The following is a 23,074-nucleotide window of genomic DNA, read 5'->3' on the forward strand; positions in this document are numbered from 1 at the left end:
AGTCACGCCGAAGCCGTGTTTAAACCCACCCCTCGCCCGGTGATTACGCATGATGGAGAAGACGTCGGCGAAAGCGAGGACGCTGTGCTGGGCTTGCCCGAGCAGATCACCGCGTGCCTGTTCGACCTCGATGGTGTCCTCACCGACACCGCGAGCGTGCACAAGAAGGCCTGGAAGGCCATGTTCGACGACTATCTGCGCACGCGGGCCACACGTACCGGGGACGAGTTCGTCGCCTTCGACATCGACGCCGACTACCTGAACTACGTCGACGGCAAGCGCCGTGAGGACGGCGTCCGGTCGTTTCTGTCCAGTCGCGGGATCCAACTGCCCGAGGGCACCCCGGACGACTCGGCAGATGCCGACACCATCGAGGGCCTCGGCAATCGGAAGAACGCGATGTTCCACCAGACCCTGAAGATGGACGGCGTCGAGGTGTTCCCTGGATCGCGGCGGTACCTGCAGGCAGTGACCGAGGCTGGGCTGCGCCGCGCGGTGGTGTCGTCGAGCGCCAACACCGAGGAGGTACTCAAGATCACCGGACTGGACAGCTTCATCGAGCAGCGCGTGGACGGAGTCACCATGCGCGAGGAGAACATCCCGGGGAAACCGGCACCGGACAGTTTCCTGCGTGCCGCCGAGCTACTCGGTGTCTCCCCCGCGCAGGCCGCGGTATTCGAGGATGCCCTGGCCGGGGTGGCGGCGGGCCGGGCCGGGAAGTTCGGATTCGTGGTGGGCGTGGACCGGGTGGGTCAGGCCGCGCAGTTGCGTCGCGACGGCGCGGACATCGTCGTCACCGATCTGGGCGAGCTGGGGGCAGCGCCATGATGATCACCCACGACGCGTACCCGGTGGAACCGTGGCAGGTGCGTGAAACCCGGCTGGATCTGAACCTGCTGGCACAGTCCGAATCGCTGTTCGCATTGTCCAACGGTCACATCGGCCTGCGCGGCAATCTTGATGAAGGCGAGCCGTTCGGTTTGCCCGGCACCTACCTGGCCGGCTTCTTCGAGATGCGTCCGCTGCCCTACGCCGAAGCCGGATTCGGCTACCCCGAGGCCGGGCAGACGGTCGTCGACGTCACCAACGGCAAGGTCATGCGGCTGCTGGTCGACGACGAGCCCTTCGACGTGCGCTACGGCGATCTGCTGGACCACGAGCGGACGCTGGATCTGCGCGCAGGCACTCTGACCCGCCGCGCCCACTGGCGGTCACCGGCCGGAAAACAGGTCAAGGTGGTTTCCACCCGACTCGTGTCGTTCGCGCACCGCGGAGTCGCAGCCATCGAATACGTCGTCGAAGCGATTGACGAATTCGTCCGCGTGACAGTCCAATCCGAACTCGTCACCAACGAAGACCAACCCGAGACGTCCGACGATCCCCGGGTCTCGGCAGTACTCAAACATCCACTGCACGCCGTGCACCACGAGAACACCGACCACGGTGCGCTGCTGGTCCACCGCACGATCGGCAGCGGCTTGATGATGGCGGCCGCGATGGACCACGACGTCGACGTGCCCGGCCGCGTCGAAGTCAGCACCGAATCCTGGGAAGATCTGGCCCGCACCACCGTCATCTGCGGGCTGCGGCCAGGTCAGAAGCTGCGGATCGTCAAATACCTCGGCTATGGATGGTCAAGCCTGCGTTCGCGCCCGGCACTGCGCGATCAGGCCGCCGCGGCCATCACGGGCGCCCGCTACAGCGGTTGGCAAGGGCTGCTCGACTCGCAGCGCGCCTATCTCGACGAGTTCTGGGACTGCGCCGACGTCGAAGTCGAGGGAGATCCGGATTGCCAGCAGGCGGTGCGCTTCGGCCTGTTCCACGTGTTGCAGGCCAGCGCGCGAGCCGAGCGACGCGCGATCGCGGGCAAGGGGCTGACCGGCACGGGTTATGACGGCCATGCGTTCTGGGACACCGAAGGTTTCGTGCTGCCGGTGCTGACGTACACCAAACCTGAGGCCGCGGCCGATGCGCTGCGGTGGCGGGCCTCCACACTGGAACTGGCCCGCGAACGCGCGGCACTGCTCGATCTGAAGGGCGCCAGTTTCCCGTGGCGAACCATCCGCGGCGAGGAATGTTCGGCCTACTGGCCCGCGGGTACGGCGGCATGGCACATCAACGCCGATATCGCCGCGGCGTTCGAGCGCTATCGCGTTGTGACCGGCGATGATTCGCTCGAGCAGGAGTGCGGCCTCGAGGTCCTGGTGGACACCGCGCGGCTGTGGATGTCGCTGGGGCACCATGATCGCCATGGGGTGTGGCATCTCGACGGCGTCACCGGTCCTGATGAATACACCGCGGTGGTGCGCGACAACGTGTTCACCAACCTGATGGCCGCACACAACCTGCGGGTGGCAGCCGCCGCGTGCATGCGCCATCCGGATCTGTCCAATTCGATGGGCGTGACCACAGAGGAGGCCGCGGCCTGGCGGGACGCCGCCGACGCCGTCCACATCCCCTACGACGAAGAGCTGGGCGTGCACCAGCAGTGCCAGGGCTTCACCACGCTGGCCGAATGGGATTTCACCGCCAACACCACCTACCCGCTGTTGATGAACGAGCCGTATGTCCGGCTCTACCCGACCCAGGTCCTCAAACAGGCAGATTTGGTGCTGGCCATGCAATGGCAGAGCCACGCCTTCACCCCGGAACAGAAAGCCCGCAACGTCGACTACTACGAGCGGCGCACCACCAGGGACTCGTCACTGTCGGCATGCACCCAGGCAGTGATGTGCGCGGAGGTCGGTCACCTCGACCTGGCCCACGACTACACCTATGAGGCCGCCCTGATCGACCTGCGGGATCTACACCGGAACACCCGCGACGGTCTGCACATGGCGTCGCTTGCCGGGGCCTGGACGGCACTGGTGGCGGGGTTCGGCGGACTGCGTGACGACGAGGGCGCCCTCTCCCTCGACCCACACCTGCCCGACGGCATCTCGTGCCTACGGTTCCGATTGCGGTGGAGGGATTTTCGGGTAACGGTCGACGCGCACCACGACACCGTCACCTACACCTTGCGCGACGGACCGGACGGGTCGCTGACCATCCGTCACGCCGGTGAGGAGGTACACCTGAGCACCCGCGAGCCGACCACCGTCAAAGTCCGTCCCCGGCATCCGCTGCTGCCGCCCCCGCCGCAGCCGGCGGGGCGCGAACCAGTGCGTCGCCGCACGGGTCAGTAGAAACCGACCCGGCCGGTTTGAAATCTCAAGGTCACGGGGTACTCGGCTGTCGTAAGTCTCAGCGGTCGCATTGCTGTGCGCAGTGCGCGGCGCTGAACAGCGAAAGGAGCGACGGGGTGACCGGTACCCAGCCCAAGCCGACAACCACCGACGCCGGAATTCCGGTGTACAGCGACGAACATTCGTTGACGATCGGTCCGGACGGGCCGATCCTGCTGCAGGACCACTACCTGATCGAGCAGATGGCGATGTTCAACCGGGAGCGCATCCCGGAGCGCCAGCCGCACGCCAAGGGCGGCGGCGCATTCGGTCACTTCGAGGTGACCCACGATGTCAGCGCCTACACCAAGGCCGCGGTGTTCCAGCCGGGCGTCAAAACCGAGACATTGACCCGGTTTTCGACCGTCGCCGGTGAACGGGGCAGCCCAGACACCTGGCGTGACCCTCGCGGGTTCGCGACCAAGTTCTACACCACCGAGGGCAATTTCGACATGGTCGGCAACAACACCCCGGTGTTCTTCATGCGGGACCCGTTGAAGTTCCAGCACTTCATCCGCTCGCAGAAGCGGCGAAGCGACAACAACACCCGCGATCACGACATGCAGTGGGATTTCTGGACGCTGTCGCCGGAATCCGCGCACCAAGTCACCTGGCTGATGGGTGACCGCGGCATCCCGAAAGACTGGCGGCACATGAACGGCTACTCCAGCCACACCTACAGCTGGATCAACGCTGCCGGAGAAATCACCTGGGTCAAGTACCACTTCATCACCAACCAGGGCATCGACTTCCTCACCCAGGAGGAAGCCGACCGAATGGCCGGCGTCGACGGCGATGCCCATCAGCGTGATCTGTACGACTCGATCGACCGCGGCGACTTCCCGAGCTGGACGTTGAAGGTGCAGCTCATGCCGTTCGAGGAAGCCAAGGACTACCGGTTCAACCCGTTCGACCTGACCAAGGTGTGGCCGCACGGCGACTACCCGCTGCACGATGTCGGCACGCTGACGCTGGACCGCAATGTCGAGGACTATCACACCGAAATAGAGCAGGCCGCGTTCGAACCGAACAACCGGGTGGCCGGCACCGGTCTGAGTCCGGACAAGATGCTGTTGGCCCGTGACTTCTCCTACGCCGACGCCCACCGTCACCGGCTCGGGACCAACTACAAGCAGATCCCGGTCAACGCCCCGAAGGTCGAGGTGAACAGCTACTCGAAAGACGGGGCCATGCGGATGAAGAACGTGTCCGACCCGGTCTACGCCCCGAACTCGTACGGCGGCCCGCAGGCCGACCCGGCCCGCACCGGTGAATCGCTGTGGCGTGCCGACGGCGAGATGATCCGCGCCGCCTACACGCTGCACGCCGAGGATGACGATTGGGGCCAGGCCGGGACGATGGTGCGCGACGTGCTCGACGACGCGGCGCGGGCCCGGCTGGTGTCGAATATCGCCGGGCACCTGTCGAAGGGGGTTTCCGAGCACGTGCTCGAGCGGGCCTTCGAGTACTGGAAGAATGTCGACAAACAGCTCGGCGAGAAAGTCGAATCGTCAGTCCGCAACGGCGGCTGACTAATCCGCGGCGGCGCCGGGTTCGAGGATCCGTGCGACCTCGGCGCCCGTCGCGTCCCGTACCGCGTCGTCGCTGATCGGATCGAGTCCGGTCGCCGACCGCAGGAACGGCTCGAAGAACCGCCAACCCAGATTCAGGGCAACGGCATTGGCGACGGCCAGCCGACCCTCGCGTTCGTCGTCGAAACGCGGAAGCACCTCGTCGAGCAGCCTCGTGACCCCCGGAAACCGGGTCTGCAGTTGACCGATCGGGTAGCCGTCGAGCAGTGCCCTGGCCATCACTCGCATGTGCTGGTCCATGTTCCGATCGATCTCGTCGACCGGGCCATCGCCATCGAGCAGGGCGGTAAGCCGGGCACCGAGGTGCTCAAGCACCGCTCCGACCAACTGCTCCTTCGTGCCGAAGTGCCGGTAGATCAGCCCGTGGTTGACCTTCGACCTGGCGGCGATGTCGCGGATCGACGTGGCCGCCGGACCGCGTTCGGCGAACAGATCCGCTGCCGCCGACAGTGCGGCCGCGACCACCTCGTCCTTGCCGACCGGACCGGCCGCAGCCTTTGCCGGTGGCGTCGGTGTAGTCATGTGGTTACACTAGCCCATATGCATGTGTAGTCACCTGACTACACCTGTTCCCACCAGCGAAAAGGACAAGCCGATGACTGCTTCCACCACTGCGCTTACGGTCACAAAGCTCGGCAGCCGCATCGGCGCCCGGATTGACGGCGTGAAACTCAGCGGGGATCTCGACGAGGGCACGGTCGCCGAGATCCGGCGCGCGCTGCTCGAGCACAAGGTCGTCTTCTTCGGTGGCCAGCACGACCTCACCGACGAGGAGCACCATGCGTTCGCGCGACTGATGGGCAAGCCCGTCGGTCACCATGCCCTCAAACAGGAGGACGCCCCGCTCATCACCCCGCTCGATTCCGAGTACGCCAAGGCCACCCGCTGGCATACCGACGTCACGTTCGTGCCGGACTACCCGGCCATCTCGATCCTGCGGGCGGTGACACTGCCCGCATACGGCGGATCCACCCTGTGGGCCTCGACCGCGGCCGCCTACGATCACCTGCCCGCACCGCTGAAAGCCCTCACCGAAAACCTCTGGGCCGTCCACAGCAACCGCTTCGACTACGCGGCCGCAGCGGTTGCCGCACTGAGCGAAGAACAGCAGTTGATGCGGGCCGCGTTCGAGAAGCCCGACTTCCGCACCGAGCACCCGGTGGTGCGGGTACATCCCGAGACCGGTGAGCGCACCCTGGTGGCCGGCGATTTCACCCGCGGCTTCCTCGGCCTGGACAGCCATGAATCCGCCACCCTGCTGGAGTTGCTCCAGCGTCGGATCACCATGCCAGAAAACACGATTCGCTGGAACTGGGCACCCGGTGACGTCGCGATGTGGGACAACCGGGCCACCCAGCACCGTGCGGTCGACGATTACGACGACCAGCGCCGGGTGATGCACCGCGTGACGCTTTCCGGTGATGTCCCCGTCGATATCCACGGGCGGCCCAGCCGTCCCCTCGCGGATGCCGCACTGCTGCAGGCGGTCTGACTACATCTTGATCGCCGGCATCAGCCTGGTCATGTTCCACAGGCGGTTTCGTCGGGCCGAGAGTGCCGAAATGGTCAGGGCCCCCACCCAGATCAGCAGCAGGGTGATGATCGACTGCCAGAGTCGGTGATCGATCCCGCCCAGGATGAGCTGACGTAATCCGTTGACGCCGTATGTCATCGGATCGTAATGGTGGAAGAACTGGAACGGCCGCGATGTGGTCTCGACCGGGTACATCCCGCCGGCGCTGACCAACTGAAGCATCAGCAGCGCCATCAGAAGCACGCGTCCCACCGCGGGGCCTACGAGGGCGTTGACCGCTTGCGTCGCGGCGACGAAGGCGCATGACACCAGGATCATGAAGCCCAGCATCGCGACGGGATGCACCACCTGCATGCCGAGCGCGAACCGCACCACGCAGTACAGGATGATCGCCTGGAACACCCCGATCACCGCGGCAGGAAGGTAGCTGGCGAGCACCACCCGGATCGCCAGCACCTCCGCGGCTATCGGCCGATTCTGCAACGGCCGCAACACCATCCACAGCACAAGTGCGCCGAAGAACAGGGCGAGGGTGATGAAGAACGGTGCCATCCCGGTGCCGAAGTTGGGCGCGGAGTTCTCTGCCGAGTTCTGCAGGTGAACCGGGCCGCCGATGGTGTCGGCGATCGCCTCCTTCTGGGCGGGAGTCCAATCCGGTACCTGGCCGGCACCGTCGGCCAGCTTGGTGGCCAACTCGGCCGATCCGCTCCGCAGCTGGGTGGTGCCGGATTTCAGCTGCCCGGCACCGGTGTCGAGTTTGGCGATACCACTGGCCAGTTCGGCATTGCCCGACGCAAGCTGCTGGGCGCCCCCGCGCAGTTGGTTCAGCTTGGCGCTGAGATCGGAGTTCTTGCTGCCCACCTGATCGAGCGCGGAGTTCAGCGGGCTGCCGGGGTTACGCAACGACGAGGTCATCGAGATCGCCGCGTTTTCGGCATCGGTGAGTTGTTGACGGATATGCGGGGTAAATTGGTGGGCCCGAAGGTCATCCGCCACCCCGCGCAGGGCTCCGGCGGCATTGTTGGCGATCGGGTCGGGGCTGGTCGACAGCTGGTCGATCACCGAGGTCAGGGCCGTCGCGGCAGAATCCTGCGCTCCGGTGATGGCCCCGATCTGGTCATTGGCCTGCCGCAGTGCAGCAGTACCGTCTTCCAGTTTCTGGGTGTCGCCACCGATCTTCGACAGCGCCGAGGTGACCGCGACCAGCGGATCGGTCGCCTTGTTGATCCCATCGGAGAGCTGTTTGGCGCCGGTGGCCAGCTGCGCCGAACCGGACCGCGCATCGTGCAGGCCGGCCGCCAGCTGACCGGCACCGTCGTCGACTTTCACTGCGCCGTCGGCGAGTTGGGCCGCGCCATCGGCGGCCTGCTTGATGCCGGCGCCGGAGCTGACCACCACCGAGAGCACCTGGTTGACCGCCTGGCCGGAGATCCGCGTCGACACCGCATTGAGCACCTGGTCGATGGCGGTGCGGCCGATGTTCGACGAGATGTAGTTGTTGGCGTCGTTGTACACCGCGTTCAGGTTCGCCTGCTTGGGCGCTCCGGTCAGCGGTGACGCTATCGCCTCACTGAAATCCGGTGGCAGCTCGAGCATGAAGTAGTACGTACCGTGGTCGACGCCTTTGCGGGCCTCTTCCTCGTCCACCACATGCCAGTTCAGGCTGGCATCGTCGGTCAGGCTTTTGGCGATCTCAGCCCCGACATTGACGTGCTGTCCCGACACCACGGCACCCCGGTCCGAATTGACCAGGGCCACCGGCATTTTGTCGACCTGGCCGAAGGGATCCCAGTAGGCCCAGAGATACAGGGCACCGTAGACGAGCGGCAGCAGCATCAGCACCACGATCGCGGCCCGGGTCATCCGGCTGCGGCCGAAGCGTTTGATTTCCGAGCCGAAGGCGAGACCGGCCAGTGGGGACGAGCCGCTTGCGCGAAGGCGTTTCAGCATCAGGAGTTCTTTCCGGTGAGGATGCGGTGATCGTGCAGGTCGTGGTCGGGAGCCTCATGACCGAGCGGGTTGGTCACTCCGACAACGACACTGCGCCGGGTGGCGATGGCACCCAACCGCTCGACCGCGATTGCGCGCCGACAGTTGTCCCGGACCTGTTCGAGGTCACCGACCACGAGGATCGGGCGTTTGGAGAACAGCGCCAGGGTGACTTTCAGCAGGAACAGGTCAAGGTCGGACAGTTCGCTGATATAGGTCTCCGGAGCGGGCGGCGTCAGGTCGCCGAAGACTTCGCGTAGTGCGGACTCGCCGGCTTCGGCCGGCACCCGGCGGTACCACGGGGCCAGCCAGCGGCGCTGCTCGGCGAGCACCGTCTGGACGGTGACCGAGTCTTCGAGTTCGTCGATGTCGGCGAACGCCGCGATCGCGCAATGTCGGCGGATGTCGCGGGGCCGAGACTCGCCGCAGACGGTCACGGTGCCGTGGGTAGGTGCCAGACGGCCGGCCAGCGTCAGCAGCAGCGCGGTCTGGCCCCATCCCCCGGGCATCTGGATGGCGTGGAATCCCGGGGTGAGTTCGAGGTCGATCCCGGAGAACAACGGGCCGTGCTCGCCGTCGACCCCGAGTCCGGCCGCGGTGATCTGCGGCGCGCCTTCAGCACCTTCCGCGCCTTCAGCACCGTCCGCGTCGTTCTGGGCGTCGTCCCCATCGGACGCCTCCTGGGACGCGTCGGACGTGACGGTCTCGGGGGTGTCCCCGGCATCGTCCCTGTCTTCCATCTCCGACCTTTCGATACTCGCTGGTATCCATTCGATACTAGCGAGTATTGTGTTGGTCATGACCGCTGTCAAACCGGCACGTACCCGCCCGACCCGCGACGAGGTTCGCGACCGGATTCTGGATGCCGCGCTGACGGTTTTCGCCGCGGAAGGCTTCGCAGGCGCCACCATCGACGCCATCGGTCAGGCCGCGGGATTCACCAAGGGCGCGGTGTACTCCAACTTCGAATCCAAGGACGAGCTGTTCCTGGCCCTGTTGGACCGGCAGTTCGAGAGCCGCGGCGCACTCATCGCGACCGCTCTCGACAGCGGGCAGGGCGACACCGCCGCGATCGCCGCAGCGCTGAGCCGCGCAACGCTGAACTCAATCCACGACCAGAACGAGTACCAGATCGTGCTGATCGAGTACTGGCTGCGCGCAGTGCGCGATCCCCAGCTGCGCGAACGCCTGGTGGCCCGCCGCCGCACGGCCGCCGATCAAGCCCTACGCATCGTCGAACAGGCCGGAACGTCACTGCCCGGCAGGCAGCTGTCGGCGCTCGCCCAATTGGTGGTCACCATCATCTCGGGGATCGCGACCGAGGAGGTGCTGCAACCGGGCACCATCGACATCGACACCCTGACCCGCTTGTTCACGGCCCTGCTGGAATCCAGCCCGGACGGCCGGTAGCCGGCTCAGGCCAGCTTCTTGTGCACGGGCCGACCGCCCGTGGCCTCGAAGATCACCCGCTTGCCGATCTCGACGGCGTGGTCGGCATACCGCTCGTAGTAGCGGCCCAGCAGTGCGACGTCGACAGCCGAGCACACCCCGTCCTCCCACTGACGGTCCAGCAGCAGGGTGAACAGGTGGCGATGCTCGGCGTCGACGCCGTCGTCCTCGTCGCGCAGACGTGCCGCGGCATCCGGATCGCGCGACACCAGGATTTCCTGCGCCGTCTGCGCCAACCGGACGGCTTGCGATCCCATGTCGGTGAAACTCGCGCGCACCTCGTCAGGCAGGGCGCACTCGGGATGACGCAACCGGGAGATGTCGGCGACATGCACGGCGAGCGCGCCCATCCGGTCGATATCGGCAGCGATGTGCATCGACCCGACCACCGTGCGTAACTCGCCGGCGACGGGCTGCTGGAGGACCAGCAGCCGGAATGCCGACTCCTCGATGCGGCGGTTGTAGTCAGCGATGTGTTCGTGATCGGCGATGACCTGCTCGGCCAAGGACAGATCGGAGTCGAGCAGGGCCTCGTTGGCCCGCTGCATCGCACTCACCGCCAGTGCACACATCTCGGCAAGTTGGTCGGACAATGCGGCCAACTCGTCGTGAAATGCCTTTCGCATGCGCCACACCTTCCTCGCCGGACCGTGCCGTCCGGCGAGGGTTAGGTACCCGCAATGGGGCGGGGGCTAACCGCCCGTGTTGACGGGTTCGATCGGCAGCCGCCGCAACCCACCGGGCGCCTCGGCCGGCACCACGGGATGCGCTGGGGCGATCGGCGCCAGCTTCCGGTAGGACTCACCCTGAGCCGGACGCTCGTCGTTCTGCCCCTTGTTCGGCCACAGCGACGCCGCGCGTTCGGCCTGCGCGGTGATCGAAAGCGATGGGTTCACGCCGAGGTTCGCCGAGATCGCGGCGCCGTCCATGACGTAGAGCGTCGGGTAGTTGTACACGCGCTGATACGGGTCGATGACACCGTGCTCGGCGCTGTCGCCGATGGCCGCCCCGCCGAGGAAGTGTGCGGTGAGCGGGATGTTGAACAGCTCGCCCCAGGTGCCGCCGGCGACACCGTCGACCTTCTCCGCCATCCGCCTCGTGAACTCGTTGCCCACGGGGATCCACGTCGGATTCGGTTCGCCGTGGCCCTGTTTGGACGTCATCACCCGCTTGCCCCCGGGCCCACGCTTGGTGAAGGTGGTGATCGAGTTGTCCAGGTGCTGCATCACCAGCGCGATCACCGTGCGCTCGCTCCACCGCTGCGGGTTGAGGAGCCGGACCAGCTTGGCCGGATCCTCGCGGGCCTGATCGAGGAACTGCCGCCAACGGGGAACGTCGGTGCCCTTGGGCCCGGTGCCGTCGGTCATCAAGGTCTGCAGCAGGCCCATCGCGTTGGAGCCCTTGCCGTAGCGCACCGGTTCCACATGCGTGTCGGAGGTGGGATGCACCGAGGAGGTGATGGCCACGCCGTGGGTGAGATCCATGCCGGGTGTCACCTTGAGGGTCTGCGCACCCACGATGGACTCGGAGTTGGTGCGGGTCAGCACGCCGAGTTTGGTGGAGAGCTTGGCGAGCTTGCCGGTGTCCCGCATCTTGAACAGCAGCTTCTGGGTGTTGTAGGTCCCGGCCGCCAGGATCAGGTGCGTCGCAGTGAAGGTCTTGCGGTGACGCCGCAGCTTGCTGCCGGTGCGCACGGTCGTGACCTCCCAGACGCCGTCGGCGCGCTGCTCGAAGCTCGTCACGGTGGTCAACGGATGTACTTGTGCGCCGGCCGATTCCGCCAGGCCGAGGTAGTTCTTGACGAGCGTGTTCTTGGCGCCATGCCGGCAGCCGGTCATGCACTCGCCACACTCGATACACCCGGTGCGGGCCGGGCCGACTCCACCGAAGAACGGATCCGGCACGGTCTTGCCCGGCGTCATCTCACCGTCGAGACCGAAGAACACGCCGACCGGTGTGGCGACGAACGTGTCCCCGCAACCCATGTCGTCGGCGACCTCTTTGACGATGCGGTCCGCGTCGGTGAAGGTCGGGTTCTTCACGACTCCGAGCATCCGCTGGGCCTGGTCGTAGTGCGGCATCAACTCAGCCCGCCAGTCGGTGATGTCCTTCCACTGCGGGTCGTTGAAGAACGGGTCCGGCGGCACGTACAGGGTGTTGGCGTAGTTCAGGGATCCACCGCCGACCCCGGCGCCGGCCAGGATCATCACGTTGCGCAGCAGATGGATGCGCTGGATGCCGTACATGCCCAGCTGCGGCGCCCAGAGGAACTTGCGCAGGTCCCACGAAGTCTTGGCGAAGTCGGCATCGGTGAACCGCTGGCCGGCTTCGAGTACTCCGACCCGATAGCCCTTCTCGGTGAGGCGCAGCGCGCTGACGCTGCCGCCGAATCCCGAACCGATCACCAAGACGTCATAGTCAGGCTGCATGTGACCAGTATGACGCTACCCGCAGGTAACTTCTAGACAGGAGGCCCTAACTTGTAAAGAAGAATTTCTCCATGCCGCGGCGACCTCTACCGATTTCTACCTCAGGGTCGCGATCTCGGCTGAGCACAACCCTGGCGTAGGAAACCGCGCGCGGCGGGCCCGGCAAACGGCGCAGCTGGTCCGGGGGGGATCCCGCCGAGGTCAGGAACCGACCGTCAGGCCGACCTTCTGGAACTCCTTGAGATCGCAGTATCCGGCCTTGGCCATCGACCGGCGCAGGCCGCCGACCAGGTTCAACGAACCGAACGGATCGTCGGACGGTCCGGTGAGCACCTGCTCCAGGCTGGGCCGCTCCCCGACCGCCACCTGCAGCAGCGCGCCACGCGGCAACGACGGGTGGGCCGCCGCCGAGGGCCAGAACCAACCGCTGCCCTGCGCTTCGTCGGCCACCGCGAGCGGGGTACCGAGCACGACGGCGTCGGCGCCGCAAGCGATCGCCTTGGCCAGGTCGCCGGAGGTGTGGATGTCGCCGTCGGCCAGCACGTGCACGTAGCGGCCGCCGGTCTCATCGAGGTATTCACGGCGGGCGGCCGCCGCGTCGGCGATCGCAGTGGCCATCGGCACGCTGATGCCGAGCACCTCGTCGCTGGTGGTGACGCCGGCGGTGGAGCCGTAGCCGACGATCACGCCGGCCGCGCCGGTGCGCATCAAGTGCAGCGCGGTGCGGTGGTCGAGCACGCCACCGGCCACCACCGGTACGTCGAGCTCGGAGATGAAGGTCTTCAGGTTGAGCGGCTCGCCGTCGGACGCGACCCGCTCGGCGGAGATGATGGTGCCCTGGATGACCAGCAGGTCGATCCCGGCGGCCACCAGCGTCGGGGTCAGGGCCTGAGCGTTCTGCGGGCTGACGCGCACCGCCGTGGTCACGCCGGCCTCGCGGATACGGGCCACCGCTGCGCCGAGCAGGTCGGGGTCCAGCGGCGCGGCATGCAACTGCTGCAGCATGCGGATCGCGGCAGAGTCGTCGTCGGCGTTCGCGGCGACGTCGAGGACCTTGGCGATCTTCTCCTCGACATCGGCGTGCCGGCCGATCAGCCCCTCGCCGTTGAGCACGCCGAGACCGCCGAGCCGGCCCATCTCGATCGCGAACTCCACCGACACCAGGGAGTCGGTGGGGTGCGCGATGACCGGGACCTCGAAGCGGTAGGCATCGAGCTGCCAGGCCGTCGAGACATCCTGGGACGAGCGGGTGCGCCGCGAGGGCACGATCGTGACGTCGTCGAGCTCATAGGTACGGCGGGCGGTCCTGCCCATGCCGATTTCAACCATGTCGCGCATGACTGTTCTTAGTCTCCTGCCCCACCGATTCAGCGGGTGTAGTAGTTGGGGGCCTCGACAGTCATGGTGATGTCGTGCGGGTGGCTTTCCTTCAACCCGGCCGCCGTGATCTGGACGAACTGCGCCTGCTGCAACTGCTCGATGGTCGCCGAGCCGGTGTAGCCCATGGCTGCCCGCAGCCCGCCGGTGAGCTGGTGGATCACCGAGCCCAGCGGCCCCCGGAACGGCACCCGGCCCTCGATGCCCTCGGGCACCAGCTTGTCCTCGGAGAGCACGTCGTCCTGGAAGTAGCGGTCTTTGGAGTAGGACTTGCCACCGCCGCGTCCCTGCATGGCACCCAGCGAGCCCATGCCGCGGTAGCTCTTGAACTGCTTGCCGTTGACGAAGATCAGGTCGCCCGGCGACTCGGCGGTGCCGGCCAGCAGCGAGCCCAGCATGGCCGTCGATGCGCCGGCCGCCAGCGCCTTGGCGATGTCGCCCGAGTACTGCAGACCGCCATCGGCGATCACCGGCACGCCGTAGGGCTTGCAGGCGGCGACGGCTTCGAGGATCGCGGTGATCTGCGGGGCGCCGACACCGGCGACCACGCGGGTGGTGCAGATCGAGCCGGGGCCCACACCGACCTTGACCGCGTCGGCGCCGGCCTGCACCAGCGCAGCGGCCGCGGCGCGGGTCGCGACGTTGCCGCCGACGACCTCGACGCGGTCGCCCACGGTCTGCTTCACCCGCGCCACCATGTCGAGCACGCCGCGGTTGTGGGCGTGGGCGGTGTCGACGATCAGCACGTCGACTCCGGCGTCGACCAGTGTCATGGCCCGCGCCCAGGCGTCGTCGCCGACGCCCACCGCAGCGCCGACCAGGAGCCGGCCGTCGCTGTCCTTGGTGGCCAACGGGAACTGCTCGGTCTTGACGAAGTCCTTGACGGTGATCAGGCCGGTCAGCTTGCCGTGACCGTCGACGATCGGGAGCTTCTCGATCTTGTGGCGGCGCAGCAGGCCGAGGGCAGCCTCGGCGGACACGCCTTCCTGGGCGGTGATCAGCGGCGTCTTGGTCATCACCTCGGCGACGGGCTTGTTCTCGTCGACCTCGAAGCGCATGTCACGGTTGGTGATGATCCCGACGAGTTGCCCGGCCTCGTCGACGACCGGCAGCCCCGAGATCCGGAACCGGGCGCACATCGCGTCGACCTCGGCCAGGGTGTTGGTGGGCGAGCAGGTGACCGGGTCGGTGACCATACCGGCCTCCGACCTCTTCACCGTCTCCACCTGGGCGGCCTGTTCGGCGGCCGGAAGGTTGCGGTGCAGCACGCCCATCCCACCGGCGCGGGCCATCGCGATGGCCATCCGCGATTCGGTGACGGTGTCCATCGCGGAGCTGACCATCGGCACCCGCAGACGGATGTTCCGGGTCAGCTGGCTCGAGGTGTCAGCGGTGGCCGGGACCACATCCGAGGCAGCAGGCAGCAGCAGGACGTCATCAAAGGTGAGACCGAGCATCGCGATCTTGGTGGGATCGTCGCCGCCGGTCGACACCGGTACGGCAATGGGAACGCTGCTTTCAGCGATCGACATGGGTGGGGCCTCCAGTGGCAGGCGTGGGGCTTATAACCCGATTCTATCGGCTCGGTTATTGACAGTGATGTTGCCGTTCCTTGCACCTCAGGGTGCACATCCCCCCGCGCATCAGGACGGCTGGCGCGATACCTGTGCGGCTGCGTAGTGTGGGACTCGTGCGTGACCACCTCCCCCCTGGTTTGCCGCCCGATCCGTTTGCCGATGATCCTTGCGATCCTTCTGCTGCGCTGGACGCGATCGAGCCGGGCCAGCCGCTGGACCCTCAGGAACGGACGGCTGTCGAGGCTGATCTAGCTGATCTCGCGGTATACGAGGCGCTGTTGGCGCACAAGGGAATTCGCGGTCTCGTCGTCTGCTGTGACGAATGCCAGCAGGACCACTACCACGACTGGGACATGCTGCGGGCCAACCTGCTGCAGCTGCTCGTCGACGGCACGGTGCGCCCGCACGAGCCGGCCTACGACCCCGAGCCCGATGCCTACGTGACGTGGGACTACTGCCGCGGCTATGCTGACGCGTCCCTCAACGAGGCGACCTCGGACACCGACGGCTACCGCTGACCGCCGCCTAGCCCCGGCAACAGGGGCACTTCGATCCCCGGCGATGCCGGGCCCTCTCCGTTATGTCCGCCCGACGGGCTTTCGTGACCTCCGCCACTGCTGGGCTCCACAGGTGCGGCCTGCGTGGTACGCACCGACGGCGCGGACGGCACGGATGTCGGCTCGACGGTCGGCGCGACAGTCGTAGTGGTCACCGCGGGCGCTTCGGCCGCCGGTGCGGCCGTGGTGGTCGGCGCCGAGGACGTGCGAGGCGCCGCCGGCGTTGAGGCGGGCGAGGACTCTGTCGCAGTGGCCGGCGCGCTCGTCGTCGGCTCGGCACTGCTCGACGGCGTCGGGGCCGTGGTCGACGACGGCGGCGTCGACGGCTGGCTGGTCGTCGGTTGCGACGTCGGGTTCTCCGATGGCGACGTGGGTGACGTGGACGTCTCCGAACCCGGGCTGGGCTCTGTCGTCGGTGTCGAAGGCCCGGTCGTCGGTGTCGAAGGCGACGTCGGCGTCGTCTCCCCCGGCGTGGACGGGGACTGCGGTGTCGTCGTCACCGTCACCTCGGGTAACACCACCGGCGGTGCATCGGGCGGCACGGTCGCGTTCGGGTCGCGGTTCTCCACCTTGACCGACAGTTGCTGCCACTGGTCGACGAGTTCCTGCTTGCGCTGCTCGTCGCCGACGGTGGCGACCGTGGTCGTGATGGTCTGCAGCTTCTGCTGGGCCTGCTCCCACTGCCCGTCGTCGATCATCTGCTGGACCTGCTTGAGCTCGCTCGACGCCAGTTCGACGCCCACGTCGCGGGTTACCGGCGCGGACCCGAAGACCAGTCCGCGCACACCGTAGAGGGCATCGCCCGGGCCGGAGCCGTACACGGCCGCACCGAATCCGCCGAGGCACAGCACCGCGGCCGCCATGGAGCCCACCAGCGCCATCGGGATGCGCACCCGACCCTGCCCGGTCGCCTTGTCGAGCGCCTTGACGGCCTCACGCGGTGTCGCGATGCCCGCCATCGGGGTTTGTCGTGCGTCGTCGCGCCAACCGGCCAGCAGGACGGCCAGTTCGGCCTCCTCCCGGTCGGTCGCATAGACCTGCCGCTCGAGGGACAGCGCCTCGATGAATTTCTCGGACCGGTTGATCTCGTTGAGGGACGGATCACCACCGTTTGAGGTCCAGCGGCCGAAGTCAGGCATGGTCGCGCCCCGTCGCCATGATCTCGTTCTTCAGCCGGGCGAGCGCACGGTGCTGCGCGACGCGCACGGCGCCGGCGGTGCTTCCGACGGCCTCCGCGGTCTCCTCGGCGCTCATGCCGACGACGATGCGCAGGATCAGGATCTCGCGCTGCTTCTCGGGCAGCACGGACAGCAGCCTGGCCATCCGTTCAGAAGACTCGGTGTCGAGAGCGGTCTGCTCGGGCCCCGCGTCAAGGGAGAACCGCTCGGGCACCACCTCGGTGGGCTCGGCACGGTTCCTGGCTGCCGCGCGATGCGCGTCAGCAACCTTGTGCGCAGCGATGCCGTAGACAAAGGCCAGGAACGGGCGTCCCTGATCCTTGTAGCGCGGCAGCGCCGTAATGGCGGCCAAGCAAACCTCCTGCGCAACGTCATCAGCTGATAGACCACTGCGCTCGGTCGCCCCCACCCTCGCCCGGACATACCGAACGACGATCGGCCGAATGATCTCCAGCACTTCCGAGAGCGCGTTCCGATCACCTGCCACTGCGTCAGCAACGACAATGTCGAGACGGTCTCCCGAACTTGTCATCGTGGGCGATCTCTCCAGCGTTACGTTGCACCGACACTCGGGGCGGATTGGCTCAGCTAAACAATAACGATCGATGAGGCAGGGCCCTGCCGGTGCCAGATCTAGGCGCCGGCCCACACCCCGCCTCTGCGACGCACTGTATCGGCGCCGAGGTCCCGGATCCGGTTGATTTGGGCAGCGTCGTGTGACTCGCTGCCGATGTCGGCCAGCACGCACGCCAACGCCCAGCGCAGCGGGATCAGTCCGAATTTCTCGGTGGCCGGCAGTGCCGCGTCGGCGACCTCCCGCGCGGCGTCGAGCTCGCCGGCACTGCACAGCGCCGCGGCCAGCACGACGTCGGATTTGACGGCGTGGCGCGTCGAGCGATGGCCGGCCGCGGCCGCGACTCCGCATCGGGCATGTTCGACGGCCTCGGCGCCGTGCCCCTGGACCATGGCCAGTTCGGCGCTCACCCACGACAGCCGGATCCGCTGCCGCGAGTCGCCGGGGGCGTCGATGGCGCGCGCCCGGTCGAGCAGGCGGGCCGACACCCCGAACCGACCCATCCCCAGGGCGTCGGCGGCGAGCCCGACGAGCGCGTCGCCGGCGGCCTCGTCATCGTCGCCGCGGTGCGCCCACGCCTGGCCGTCGGCGCCGCGAGCGCGCGCGTGCCCACCCAGCTGGCGAAGAAACGAGGCGCGGGTGCTGTGGACCAGCGAGACCAACGGACCCGAGTCCTGGCACCGCAGGATCTCGGCAAGCTCGGTGAGCGCACAGGCGTAGCGCCCCTGCCCGCCGGCGGCGACCGCCCGCAGCCAGCGCTCGTGCGGCGTGGTCGCGCCGGGCAGCGGCCAGCGGCCGGGGTCGGCCCCGAAGGCAGCGTCAGCCAGGGCCGCGGCGGCCCCTGCGATTGCAGTCATCGGTCAGCGACGCTATCAATACCGTCGGTACCGCCGGGTTCGTGGGCAACCCGGCACGGACGGATACGCCGGAATTCACGTTGCCGGCGACAATTAGTTAACAATTGATGGCTCGAATGTTAATGGCAGGTCAACTAACTATCGCCCGGCCGGAATAGCGCATGACGACACCTCTGGTCCGAGCAGGGAAAATCCGATGACCTCTAGCAGATCCTTAACACCGATGTCTCGGTCACCGCGTCACAATGATGAACGTGATGTAAATTCTCGACCTGCGGTTATGTCCTTTAGCACATCGGCAAGGTATTGACTCGCTTTATCGGGCCCCCCTAGTTTGTGTGCACGAGCGGTCATCGGCGACATGTGCTCAGTTCGGTTCCACCGACTCAAACCCGCCCACTTTTGGCGAAATGGGCGAGCAGAGAGGGGTTTTCCAAATGCCGCAGCCGCAGCAACTTCCCGGACCCAATGCGGATATCTGGGATTGGCAAATGCAGGGACTTTGCCGTGGAGTCGATTCGTCAGTGTTCTTCCATCCCGATGGCGAGCGCGGGCGGGCCCGGGCGCAACGCGAGGTTCGCGCCAAGGAGATGTGCCGCAGCTGCCCGGTGATCACCCAGTGCCGCACCCACGCGCTCGCCGTCGGCGAGCCCTATGGCATCTGGGGCGGCTTGAGCGAGTCCGAGCGCGAGCTCTTGCTCAAGCGGGGGATCCGCCGCAGCGCCTGAATCCCGCAGCAAACTTCACACGCCGAACTGCAGAGGCTCCATTCCGCGAGGGATGGGGCCTTTGCAGTTCCTGGCATCCACAGCCAGGGTCAGCCCGCCAGGAAGGCCCCAAGCGCGAGGACCGCGAGCACGAGGAACGCGGCGGGAAAGGCGATGTTGTAGAACACGCCCGCACGGATGTGGGTGATGACGGCGCCGACGAAGAACCCGATCAGCCCGATCGCGGCGGCGATACCCAGCGGCGGGAAGGCCAACAGGCCCACGAGCAGTCCGACCGCGCCCGCGCCCTTGAGCAGTCCGAGGGTCGGTACCCAACTCCGCGGGACACCGACCTCGGCGGAGTTCGCGAGGACGAAGCGGACCGCGGCGAGGTCCGCGACGGCCATCGCCCCATTGGCCACGATGGCGATCGCGACGATCACGGCCGCGATCATGCCGAGTTGTAGGGTCATGATGGTCGTCTCCCATGTTCGGATGCTGCGGTGGTGGTTCACCTTGATGACGTTTCCGACGCCCGGAAGGTGACGCTGTGACCGATCTGGAGACCCTGGCCGCCCGGTTCGAGGAGGATCGGCACCACTTACGCGAGGTCGCCCACCGACTGCTCGGCTCGGTGCATGACGCCGACGACGCGGTCCAGGCCGCGTGGCTGAAAGTGAGCCGGCGCGGCATCGCCGAGGTGACCAATCCGACTGGCTGGTTCACCACGGTGACCGCCCACGAATGCCTCGACCGACTCCGGGAGCGGAAACGCCGCGCGGAAGTGCTCGGCGCCGACGAGCACGTTCCTGCTGCCGTGGCTCCGGCCGCCGAGGAACAGGTGGCCATGGCCGAGTCGGTGGGCCGCGCCCTGCTGGTGGTGCTCGACCGGCTCTCCCCCGCCCAGCGCGTGGCGTTCGTTCTGCACGACGCCTTCGCCGTGCCCTTCGACGACATCGCCGCGCTGCTCGACCGCACGCCGGCAGCCACCAAGAAACTGGCCAGCCGGGCCCGGGAGCGGGTGCGGGGTGCAACCAGCGCGGCTCGCCCCACCGCCGAACACCTGTCCGTCGCGCGAGCTTTCCTGGCAGCCTCGCAGGAGGGCGACCTCGACGCTCTGCTGGAGATCCTCGACCCCGACGTGGTGCGCCGCGTGGACCGAGTGCTCGTCGGCGGGCACATTCCCGTCGAGCTTCGGGGCGCCCGGGAGTTCGTCGAGGAGTCCAAGCTGTTCGCCGCGACAGCGCGCGGCGGCGAGGTCGCCGTTCTCGACGGCGCCGCGGGCATCGTCGTCGCGCCCGCCGGTCAGCTCAAGTCCCTACTGCGCCTTGATATTCGGGACGGCCGGATCCATGTCATCGACATCATCGGCGATCCGGACCGCCTGGCGTCGGTCGACGTGACGTTGGCGGACTAGGCACCCGGAGGTGCCTGGAAGCCACCGATCTGCTGTTCGAGCAGTTCGGCCAGCCGCAGCGGCGTGTGGTCCTCAAACATCGGACCGATGAGCTGCACTCCCACCGGCAGTCCCTCGGCGGACCGCCCCGCCGGTACGGCGGTAGCGGGCAGGCCGGGCATGGTGGCCAGTCCGGCCCAGACGAGCTGGTCGAAGTACGCGTACTCGACACCGTCGACATCGATCCGACGTTCCAACAGATCTGGGTTGTGGTCATGCGGGAACGCCGGAGTCGGCGTGATCGGACACACGACGACATCGAACTCACCGAACAACTGTCGCCAGCCCTGGCGGTGGAGTTCGCGACGGTTGTTCACCTCGATCCAATCGCGGTGGCTCGACACCATTCCGCGCAACCGAGCCGCATCGAGGCTCTGATCGTCTGGGCTCAGGCCGGCGGCGAGGGTTTGCAGCTGCTCGTACGCGTCGACCGGGAATCGCGCCGAGGTGCTGGAAAACAGCAACTGCGTGTACAGCAACGCGGCTTCGGCCAGATCGGGCAGCAGTGGACTGTGTCGTTCGACGCGGGCACCGCTGGAAGCAAGGGCATCCGCCACCCGGCTGATGCCGGCGCGCACCGCGGCTGAGGTTGCGAGGAACGGATGCTCATCGAGGACCAGGACCCGGAAGTCGCCGAGGCCCTCATGACGCGGGGGCGGCAGCGTCACCCGGTGTGCCACACCGAGAGTCAGCGGGTCCGGTCCTGCCATCACGTCGAGCAGGAGTGCGAGATCGCGGGCAGTGCGCGCCATCGGACCGACGACGGCGAGGTCGGACTCGGTCGGCAATGCCGGGGTCGACGGCGGGGTCATACCGCGGATCGCGGCCAGGCCGAGGGTCGGCTTGTGCGCGTAGACGCCGCAGAAATGCGCGGGGGTCCGCAATGATCCGGCGAGGTCGGAGCCGATGGACAGGGCGCCGAATCCCGAGGCCAGGGCCGCCGCCGAGCCACCGGAAGATCCGCCCGAGGTGCGATCGGGATCCCACGGATTGTTGGTGGTGCCGTAGATCTCGTTGAAGGTCTGGATGTCCTGCAGCCCCAACGGGACGTTGGTCTTACCGAGCACCACCGCGCCGGCGGCCTTGAGCCGCGACACCTGTACCGCGTCCGCGGCCGGCCGGAAGTCCCGGAACTGCGGCATGCCCCAGGTCGTGGGCAGCCCCGCCATGTTGTAGGACTCCTTGACCGTCACGGGAATACCCAGCAGCGGCCGGTCTTCGCCCCGGGCACGTGCCCGGTCGGCGTCCCGTGCAGAATCCCGTGCCCGGTCGAAGTCGGGCACACAGATCGCGTTGATCACCGGGTCATCCCGCTCGATCCCAGTGATCGCCGCCTCGGTCAGCTCCACCGAGGACACTTCACCGGCGCGCAACGCGACCGCCAACTCACCGGCCGACTGAAAATTCCACTCCATGAATCCGACGCTAAACGCGCGCTGCGGGAGCCATAAAATCCCACTTCCTGCAACAGCTGGTCCCCCTCGGGTGCGCAGTTCCCCGTAAGCGCGCGGTACCCAGGTTGCGGACAGACAACTCATGCGACGATCCGGTCTGGAAAGCCATCGATCGACTTGTTGAGGAGAGCGGGATGACATCTGAGGAACCCGGGCGCGACACCGCATCGCCGGTCGGTGTGGTGACCGTGGCGGAGACGGGCGCCGGCACCTACACCCAGCAGATCACCGCCGGACGCCACCAACTCATCGCCGACGAGCCCCTCCCGGTGGGCGGCGACGCCGGCCCGAATCCCTATGACCTGGTGCTGGCCGGCCTGGGGGCGTGTACGTCCATGACGGTGCGGATGTATGCCAACCGCAAAGGCTGGCCGCTTCAACAGGTACGAGTGGCGTTGCGGCACTCACGTATTCATGCCAAGGACTGCGCCGACTGTGAGACCACCAAGGGCATGATCGACCACATCGATCGCGAGATCGAGTTGGTCGGCGACCTCGACGACGCCCAACGGGAACGGTTGATGGGCATCGCCGAGCGCTGCCCGGTACATCAGACCCTCACCTCGTCGGTCCACATCACCACGACCGCGATTCCGTGATCTGCACCGAAACTCCGCGACCGTGCACCCAGATCGCGCATTCACGCGATTTTGTGATCTGAGTGCACCGTCGCGCCGCGCAGGCGTAGGAAGGAGGCCATGGCAGACAACTGGAATGACAACATCATCGCCGAGTTTCGCGCCAATGGCGGCAAGGTCGGCGGGCCGTTCGAGGGTGCGCCCCTGCTCCTGCTGCACACCACCGGAGCCAAGTCCGGTAAGGAGCGGGTCAACCCGGTGATGGCGTTCGACCTCGACGGGAAGCTCGCGATCGTCGGTTCCTACGCGGGCGCTGACGTCGACCCCGCGTGGTTGCACAATCTGCGCGCGCATCCCGATGCCCACATCGAGATCGGCACCGACGCCTACGACGTACATGCACGTGAAATGCCGCGGGCGGAGCGCGACGCCGCCTATCCACGCATCGTCGAGAAGGCACCGGGATTCGGGGAATATCAGACCAAGACCGACCGGGTCATCCCGGTCATCGAACTGCAGCGGCGGTAGCCGAAATCAGCGCC

General features: G+C 67.1%; 22 protein-coding genes. 10 read left to right on the top strand and 12 right to left on the bottom strand.

Annotation, left to right across the window (positions count from 1 at the left end; genetic code table 11):
* The first annotated feature begins 84 nt into the window (after positions 1-84).
* The 3 genes from AB0876_RS17580 (at position 85) to AB0876_RS17590 (ending at position 4,756) form a co-directional block, all read left to right on the top strand.
* On the top strand, positions 85-828 hold the full coding sequence (locus tag AB0876_RS17580; protein WP_491839281.1) for a beta-phosphoglucomutase family hydrolase: 744 nt from the start codon (positions 85-87) through the stop codon (positions 826-828).
* A complete protein-coding gene (locus tag AB0876_RS17585) occupies positions 828-3,185 on the top strand; it encodes a glycoside hydrolase family 65 protein (protein WP_491838023.1) in 2,358 nt (785 codons plus the stop codon). Before AB0876_RS17580 ends, AB0876_RS17585 begins: the two co-directional genes overlap by 1 nt.
* Before the next feature lie 116 nt (positions 3,186-3,301).
* The gene (locus tag AB0876_RS17590; protein WP_526042498.1) at positions 3,302-4,756 is read left to right on the top strand and encodes a catalase; all 1,455 of its coding nucleotides are present in this window, start codon (positions 3,302-3,304) and stop codon (positions 4,754-4,756) included.
* On the opposite strand, the gene AB0876_RS17595 is transcribed toward AB0876_RS17590, so the two are convergent.
* Positions 4,757-5,338, bottom strand: coding sequence for a TetR/AcrR family transcriptional regulator (locus AB0876_RS17595; protein WP_491838021.1), 582 nt, complete (start codon positions 5,336-5,338; stop codon positions 4,757-4,759).
* Positions 5,339-5,411: 73 nt separating this feature from the next.
* On the opposite strand from AB0876_RS17595, the gene AB0876_RS17600 reads away from it, so the two are divergent.
* Positions 5,412-6,308 carry a TauD/TfdA dioxygenase family protein gene (locus tag AB0876_RS17600; RefSeq protein WP_526042499.1) on the top strand — a complete coding sequence of 299 codons (897 nt, stop codon included), beginning with the start codon at positions 5,412-5,414 and terminating at the stop codon, positions 6,306-6,308.
* Here the strand turns inward: AB0876_RS17600 and AB0876_RS17605 are convergent, their stop codons facing one another.
* Positions 6,309-8,300 carry a YhgE/Pip family protein gene (locus tag AB0876_RS17605; RefSeq protein ID WP_526042500.1) on the bottom strand — a complete coding sequence of 664 codons (1,992 nt, stop codon included), beginning with the start codon at positions 8,298-8,300 and terminating at the stop codon, positions 6,309-6,311.
* Positions 8,300-9,079 (bottom strand): P-loop NTPase family protein, encoded by a 780-nt coding sequence (locus AB0876_RS17610; RefSeq protein ID WP_526042501.1) that lies wholly within the window; start codon positions 9,077-9,079, stop codon positions 8,300-8,302. The genes AB0876_RS17605 and AB0876_RS17610 overlap by 1 nt, the downstream gene beginning before the upstream one ends.
* A 46-nt stretch (positions 9,080-9,125) precedes the next feature.
* On the opposite strand from AB0876_RS17610, the gene AB0876_RS17615 reads away from it, so the two are divergent.
* Positions 9,126-9,749 carry a TetR/AcrR family transcriptional regulator gene (locus tag AB0876_RS17615; RefSeq protein ID WP_526042766.1) on the top strand — a complete coding sequence of 208 codons (624 nt, stop codon included), beginning with the start codon at positions 9,126-9,128 and terminating at the stop codon, positions 9,747-9,749.
* A 5-nt stretch (positions 9,750-9,754) separates the two neighbouring features.
* On the opposite strand, the gene phoU is transcribed toward AB0876_RS17615, so the two are convergent.
* The 4 genes from phoU to guaB all read right to left on the bottom strand — a co-directional run bounded on the left by phoU (position 9,755) and on the right by guaB (position 15,126).
* Positions 9,755-10,414, bottom strand: a complete 660-nt coding sequence (gene phoU, locus AB0876_RS17620; protein ID WP_055111425.1) for a phosphate signaling complex protein PhoU — start codon at positions 10,412-10,414, stop codon at positions 9,755-9,757.
* A 66-nt stretch (positions 10,415-10,480) separates the two neighbouring features.
* The gene (locus AB0876_RS17625; RefSeq protein ID WP_526042502.1) at positions 10,481-12,217 is read right to left on the bottom strand and encodes a GMC oxidoreductase; all 1,737 of its coding nucleotides are present in this window, start codon (positions 12,215-12,217) and stop codon (positions 10,481-10,483) included.
* A gap of 201 nt (positions 12,218-12,418) precedes the next feature.
* Positions 12,419-13,546, bottom strand: coding sequence for a GuaB3 family IMP dehydrogenase-related protein (locus AB0876_RS17630; RefSeq protein WP_499049484.1), 1,128 nt, complete (start codon positions 13,544-13,546; stop codon positions 12,419-12,421).
* A gap of 38 nt (positions 13,547-13,584) precedes the next feature.
* Positions 13,585-15,126: an IMP dehydrogenase gene (guaB, locus tag AB0876_RS17635; RefSeq protein WP_055109737.1), complete on the bottom strand. Its 1,542-nt coding sequence runs from the start codon at positions 15,124-15,126 to the stop codon at positions 13,585-13,587.
* A gap of 158 nt (positions 15,127-15,284) precedes the next feature.
* Between guaB and AB0876_RS17640 the strand changes: the two genes are divergently transcribed.
* Positions 15,285-15,689 (top strand): DUF5319 domain-containing protein, encoded by a 405-nt coding sequence (locus AB0876_RS17640; RefSeq protein WP_003882245.1) that lies wholly within the window; start codon positions 15,285-15,287, stop codon positions 15,687-15,689.
* Here AB0876_RS17640 and AB0876_RS17645 read toward each other — a convergent pair.
* The 3 genes from AB0876_RS17645 to AB0876_RS17655 all read right to left on the bottom strand — a co-directional run bounded on the left by AB0876_RS17645 (position 15,680) and on the right by AB0876_RS17655 (position 18,337).
* Positions 15,680-16,867, bottom strand: a complete 1,188-nt coding sequence (locus AB0876_RS17645; protein WP_498885321.1) for an anti-sigma-D factor RsdA — start codon at positions 16,865-16,867, stop codon at positions 15,680-15,682. The genes AB0876_RS17640 and AB0876_RS17645 overlap by 10 nt on opposite strands.
* Complete coding sequence (locus tag AB0876_RS17650) at positions 16,860-17,438, bottom strand: sigma-70 family RNA polymerase sigma factor (protein WP_055109741.1); 579 nt, start codon at positions 17,436-17,438, stop codon at positions 16,860-16,862. The genes AB0876_RS17645 and AB0876_RS17650 overlap by 8 nt, the downstream gene beginning before the upstream one ends.
* A 101-nt stretch (positions 17,439-17,539) precedes the next feature.
* A complete protein-coding gene (locus AB0876_RS17655) occupies positions 17,540-18,337 on the bottom strand; it encodes a hypothetical protein (protein WP_526042503.1) in 798 nt (265 codons plus the stop codon).
* 437 nt (positions 18,338-18,774) lie between these two features.
* On the opposite strand from AB0876_RS17655, the gene AB0876_RS17660 reads away from it, so the two are divergent.
* A complete protein-coding gene (locus tag AB0876_RS17660; RefSeq protein WP_055111427.1) occupies positions 18,775-19,065 on the top strand; it encodes a WhiB family transcriptional regulator in 291 nt (96 codons plus the stop codon).
* A gap of 89 nt (positions 19,066-19,154) precedes the next feature.
* Here the strand turns inward: AB0876_RS17660 and AB0876_RS17665 are convergent, their stop codons facing one another.
* Complete coding sequence (locus tag AB0876_RS17665; protein ID WP_064960857.1) at positions 19,155-19,499, bottom strand: DoxX family protein; 345 nt, start codon at positions 19,497-19,499, stop codon at positions 19,155-19,157.
* A gap of 95 nt (positions 19,500-19,594) precedes the next feature.
* Between AB0876_RS17665 and AB0876_RS17670 the strand changes: the two genes are divergently transcribed.
* Complete coding sequence (locus AB0876_RS17670) at positions 19,595-20,461, top strand: sigma-70 family RNA polymerase sigma factor (RefSeq protein WP_498885324.1); 867 nt, start codon at positions 19,595-19,597, stop codon at positions 20,459-20,461.
* On the opposite strand, the gene AB0876_RS17675 is transcribed toward AB0876_RS17670, so the two are convergent.
* The gene (locus AB0876_RS17675) at positions 20,458-21,915 is read right to left on the bottom strand and encodes an amidase (protein ID WP_448445714.1); all 1,458 of its coding nucleotides are present in this window, start codon (positions 21,913-21,915) and stop codon (positions 20,458-20,460) included. The genes AB0876_RS17670 and AB0876_RS17675 overlap by 4 nt on opposite strands.
* 173 nt (positions 21,916-22,088) lie before the next feature.
* Between AB0876_RS17675 and AB0876_RS17680 the strand changes: the two genes are divergently transcribed.
* Both AB0876_RS17680 and AB0876_RS17685 read left to right on the top strand, forming a co-directional pair.
* Positions 22,089-22,553, top strand: a complete 465-nt coding sequence (locus AB0876_RS17680; protein WP_526042504.1) for an OsmC family protein — start codon at positions 22,089-22,091, stop codon at positions 22,551-22,553.
* 99 nt (positions 22,554-22,652) lie between these two features.
* A complete protein-coding gene (locus AB0876_RS17685) occupies positions 22,653-23,060 on the top strand; it encodes a nitroreductase family deazaflavin-dependent oxidoreductase (protein WP_491838010.1) in 408 nt (135 codons plus the stop codon).
* The last annotated feature ends 14 nt before the right edge of the window (positions 23,061-23,074 follow it).

This window comes from Mycobacterium sp. NPDC049093, assembly GCF_040704635.1.
In the GTDB taxonomy this organism is placed as follows: Bacteria; Actinomycetota; Actinomycetes; order Mycobacteriales; family Mycobacteriaceae; genus Mycobacterium.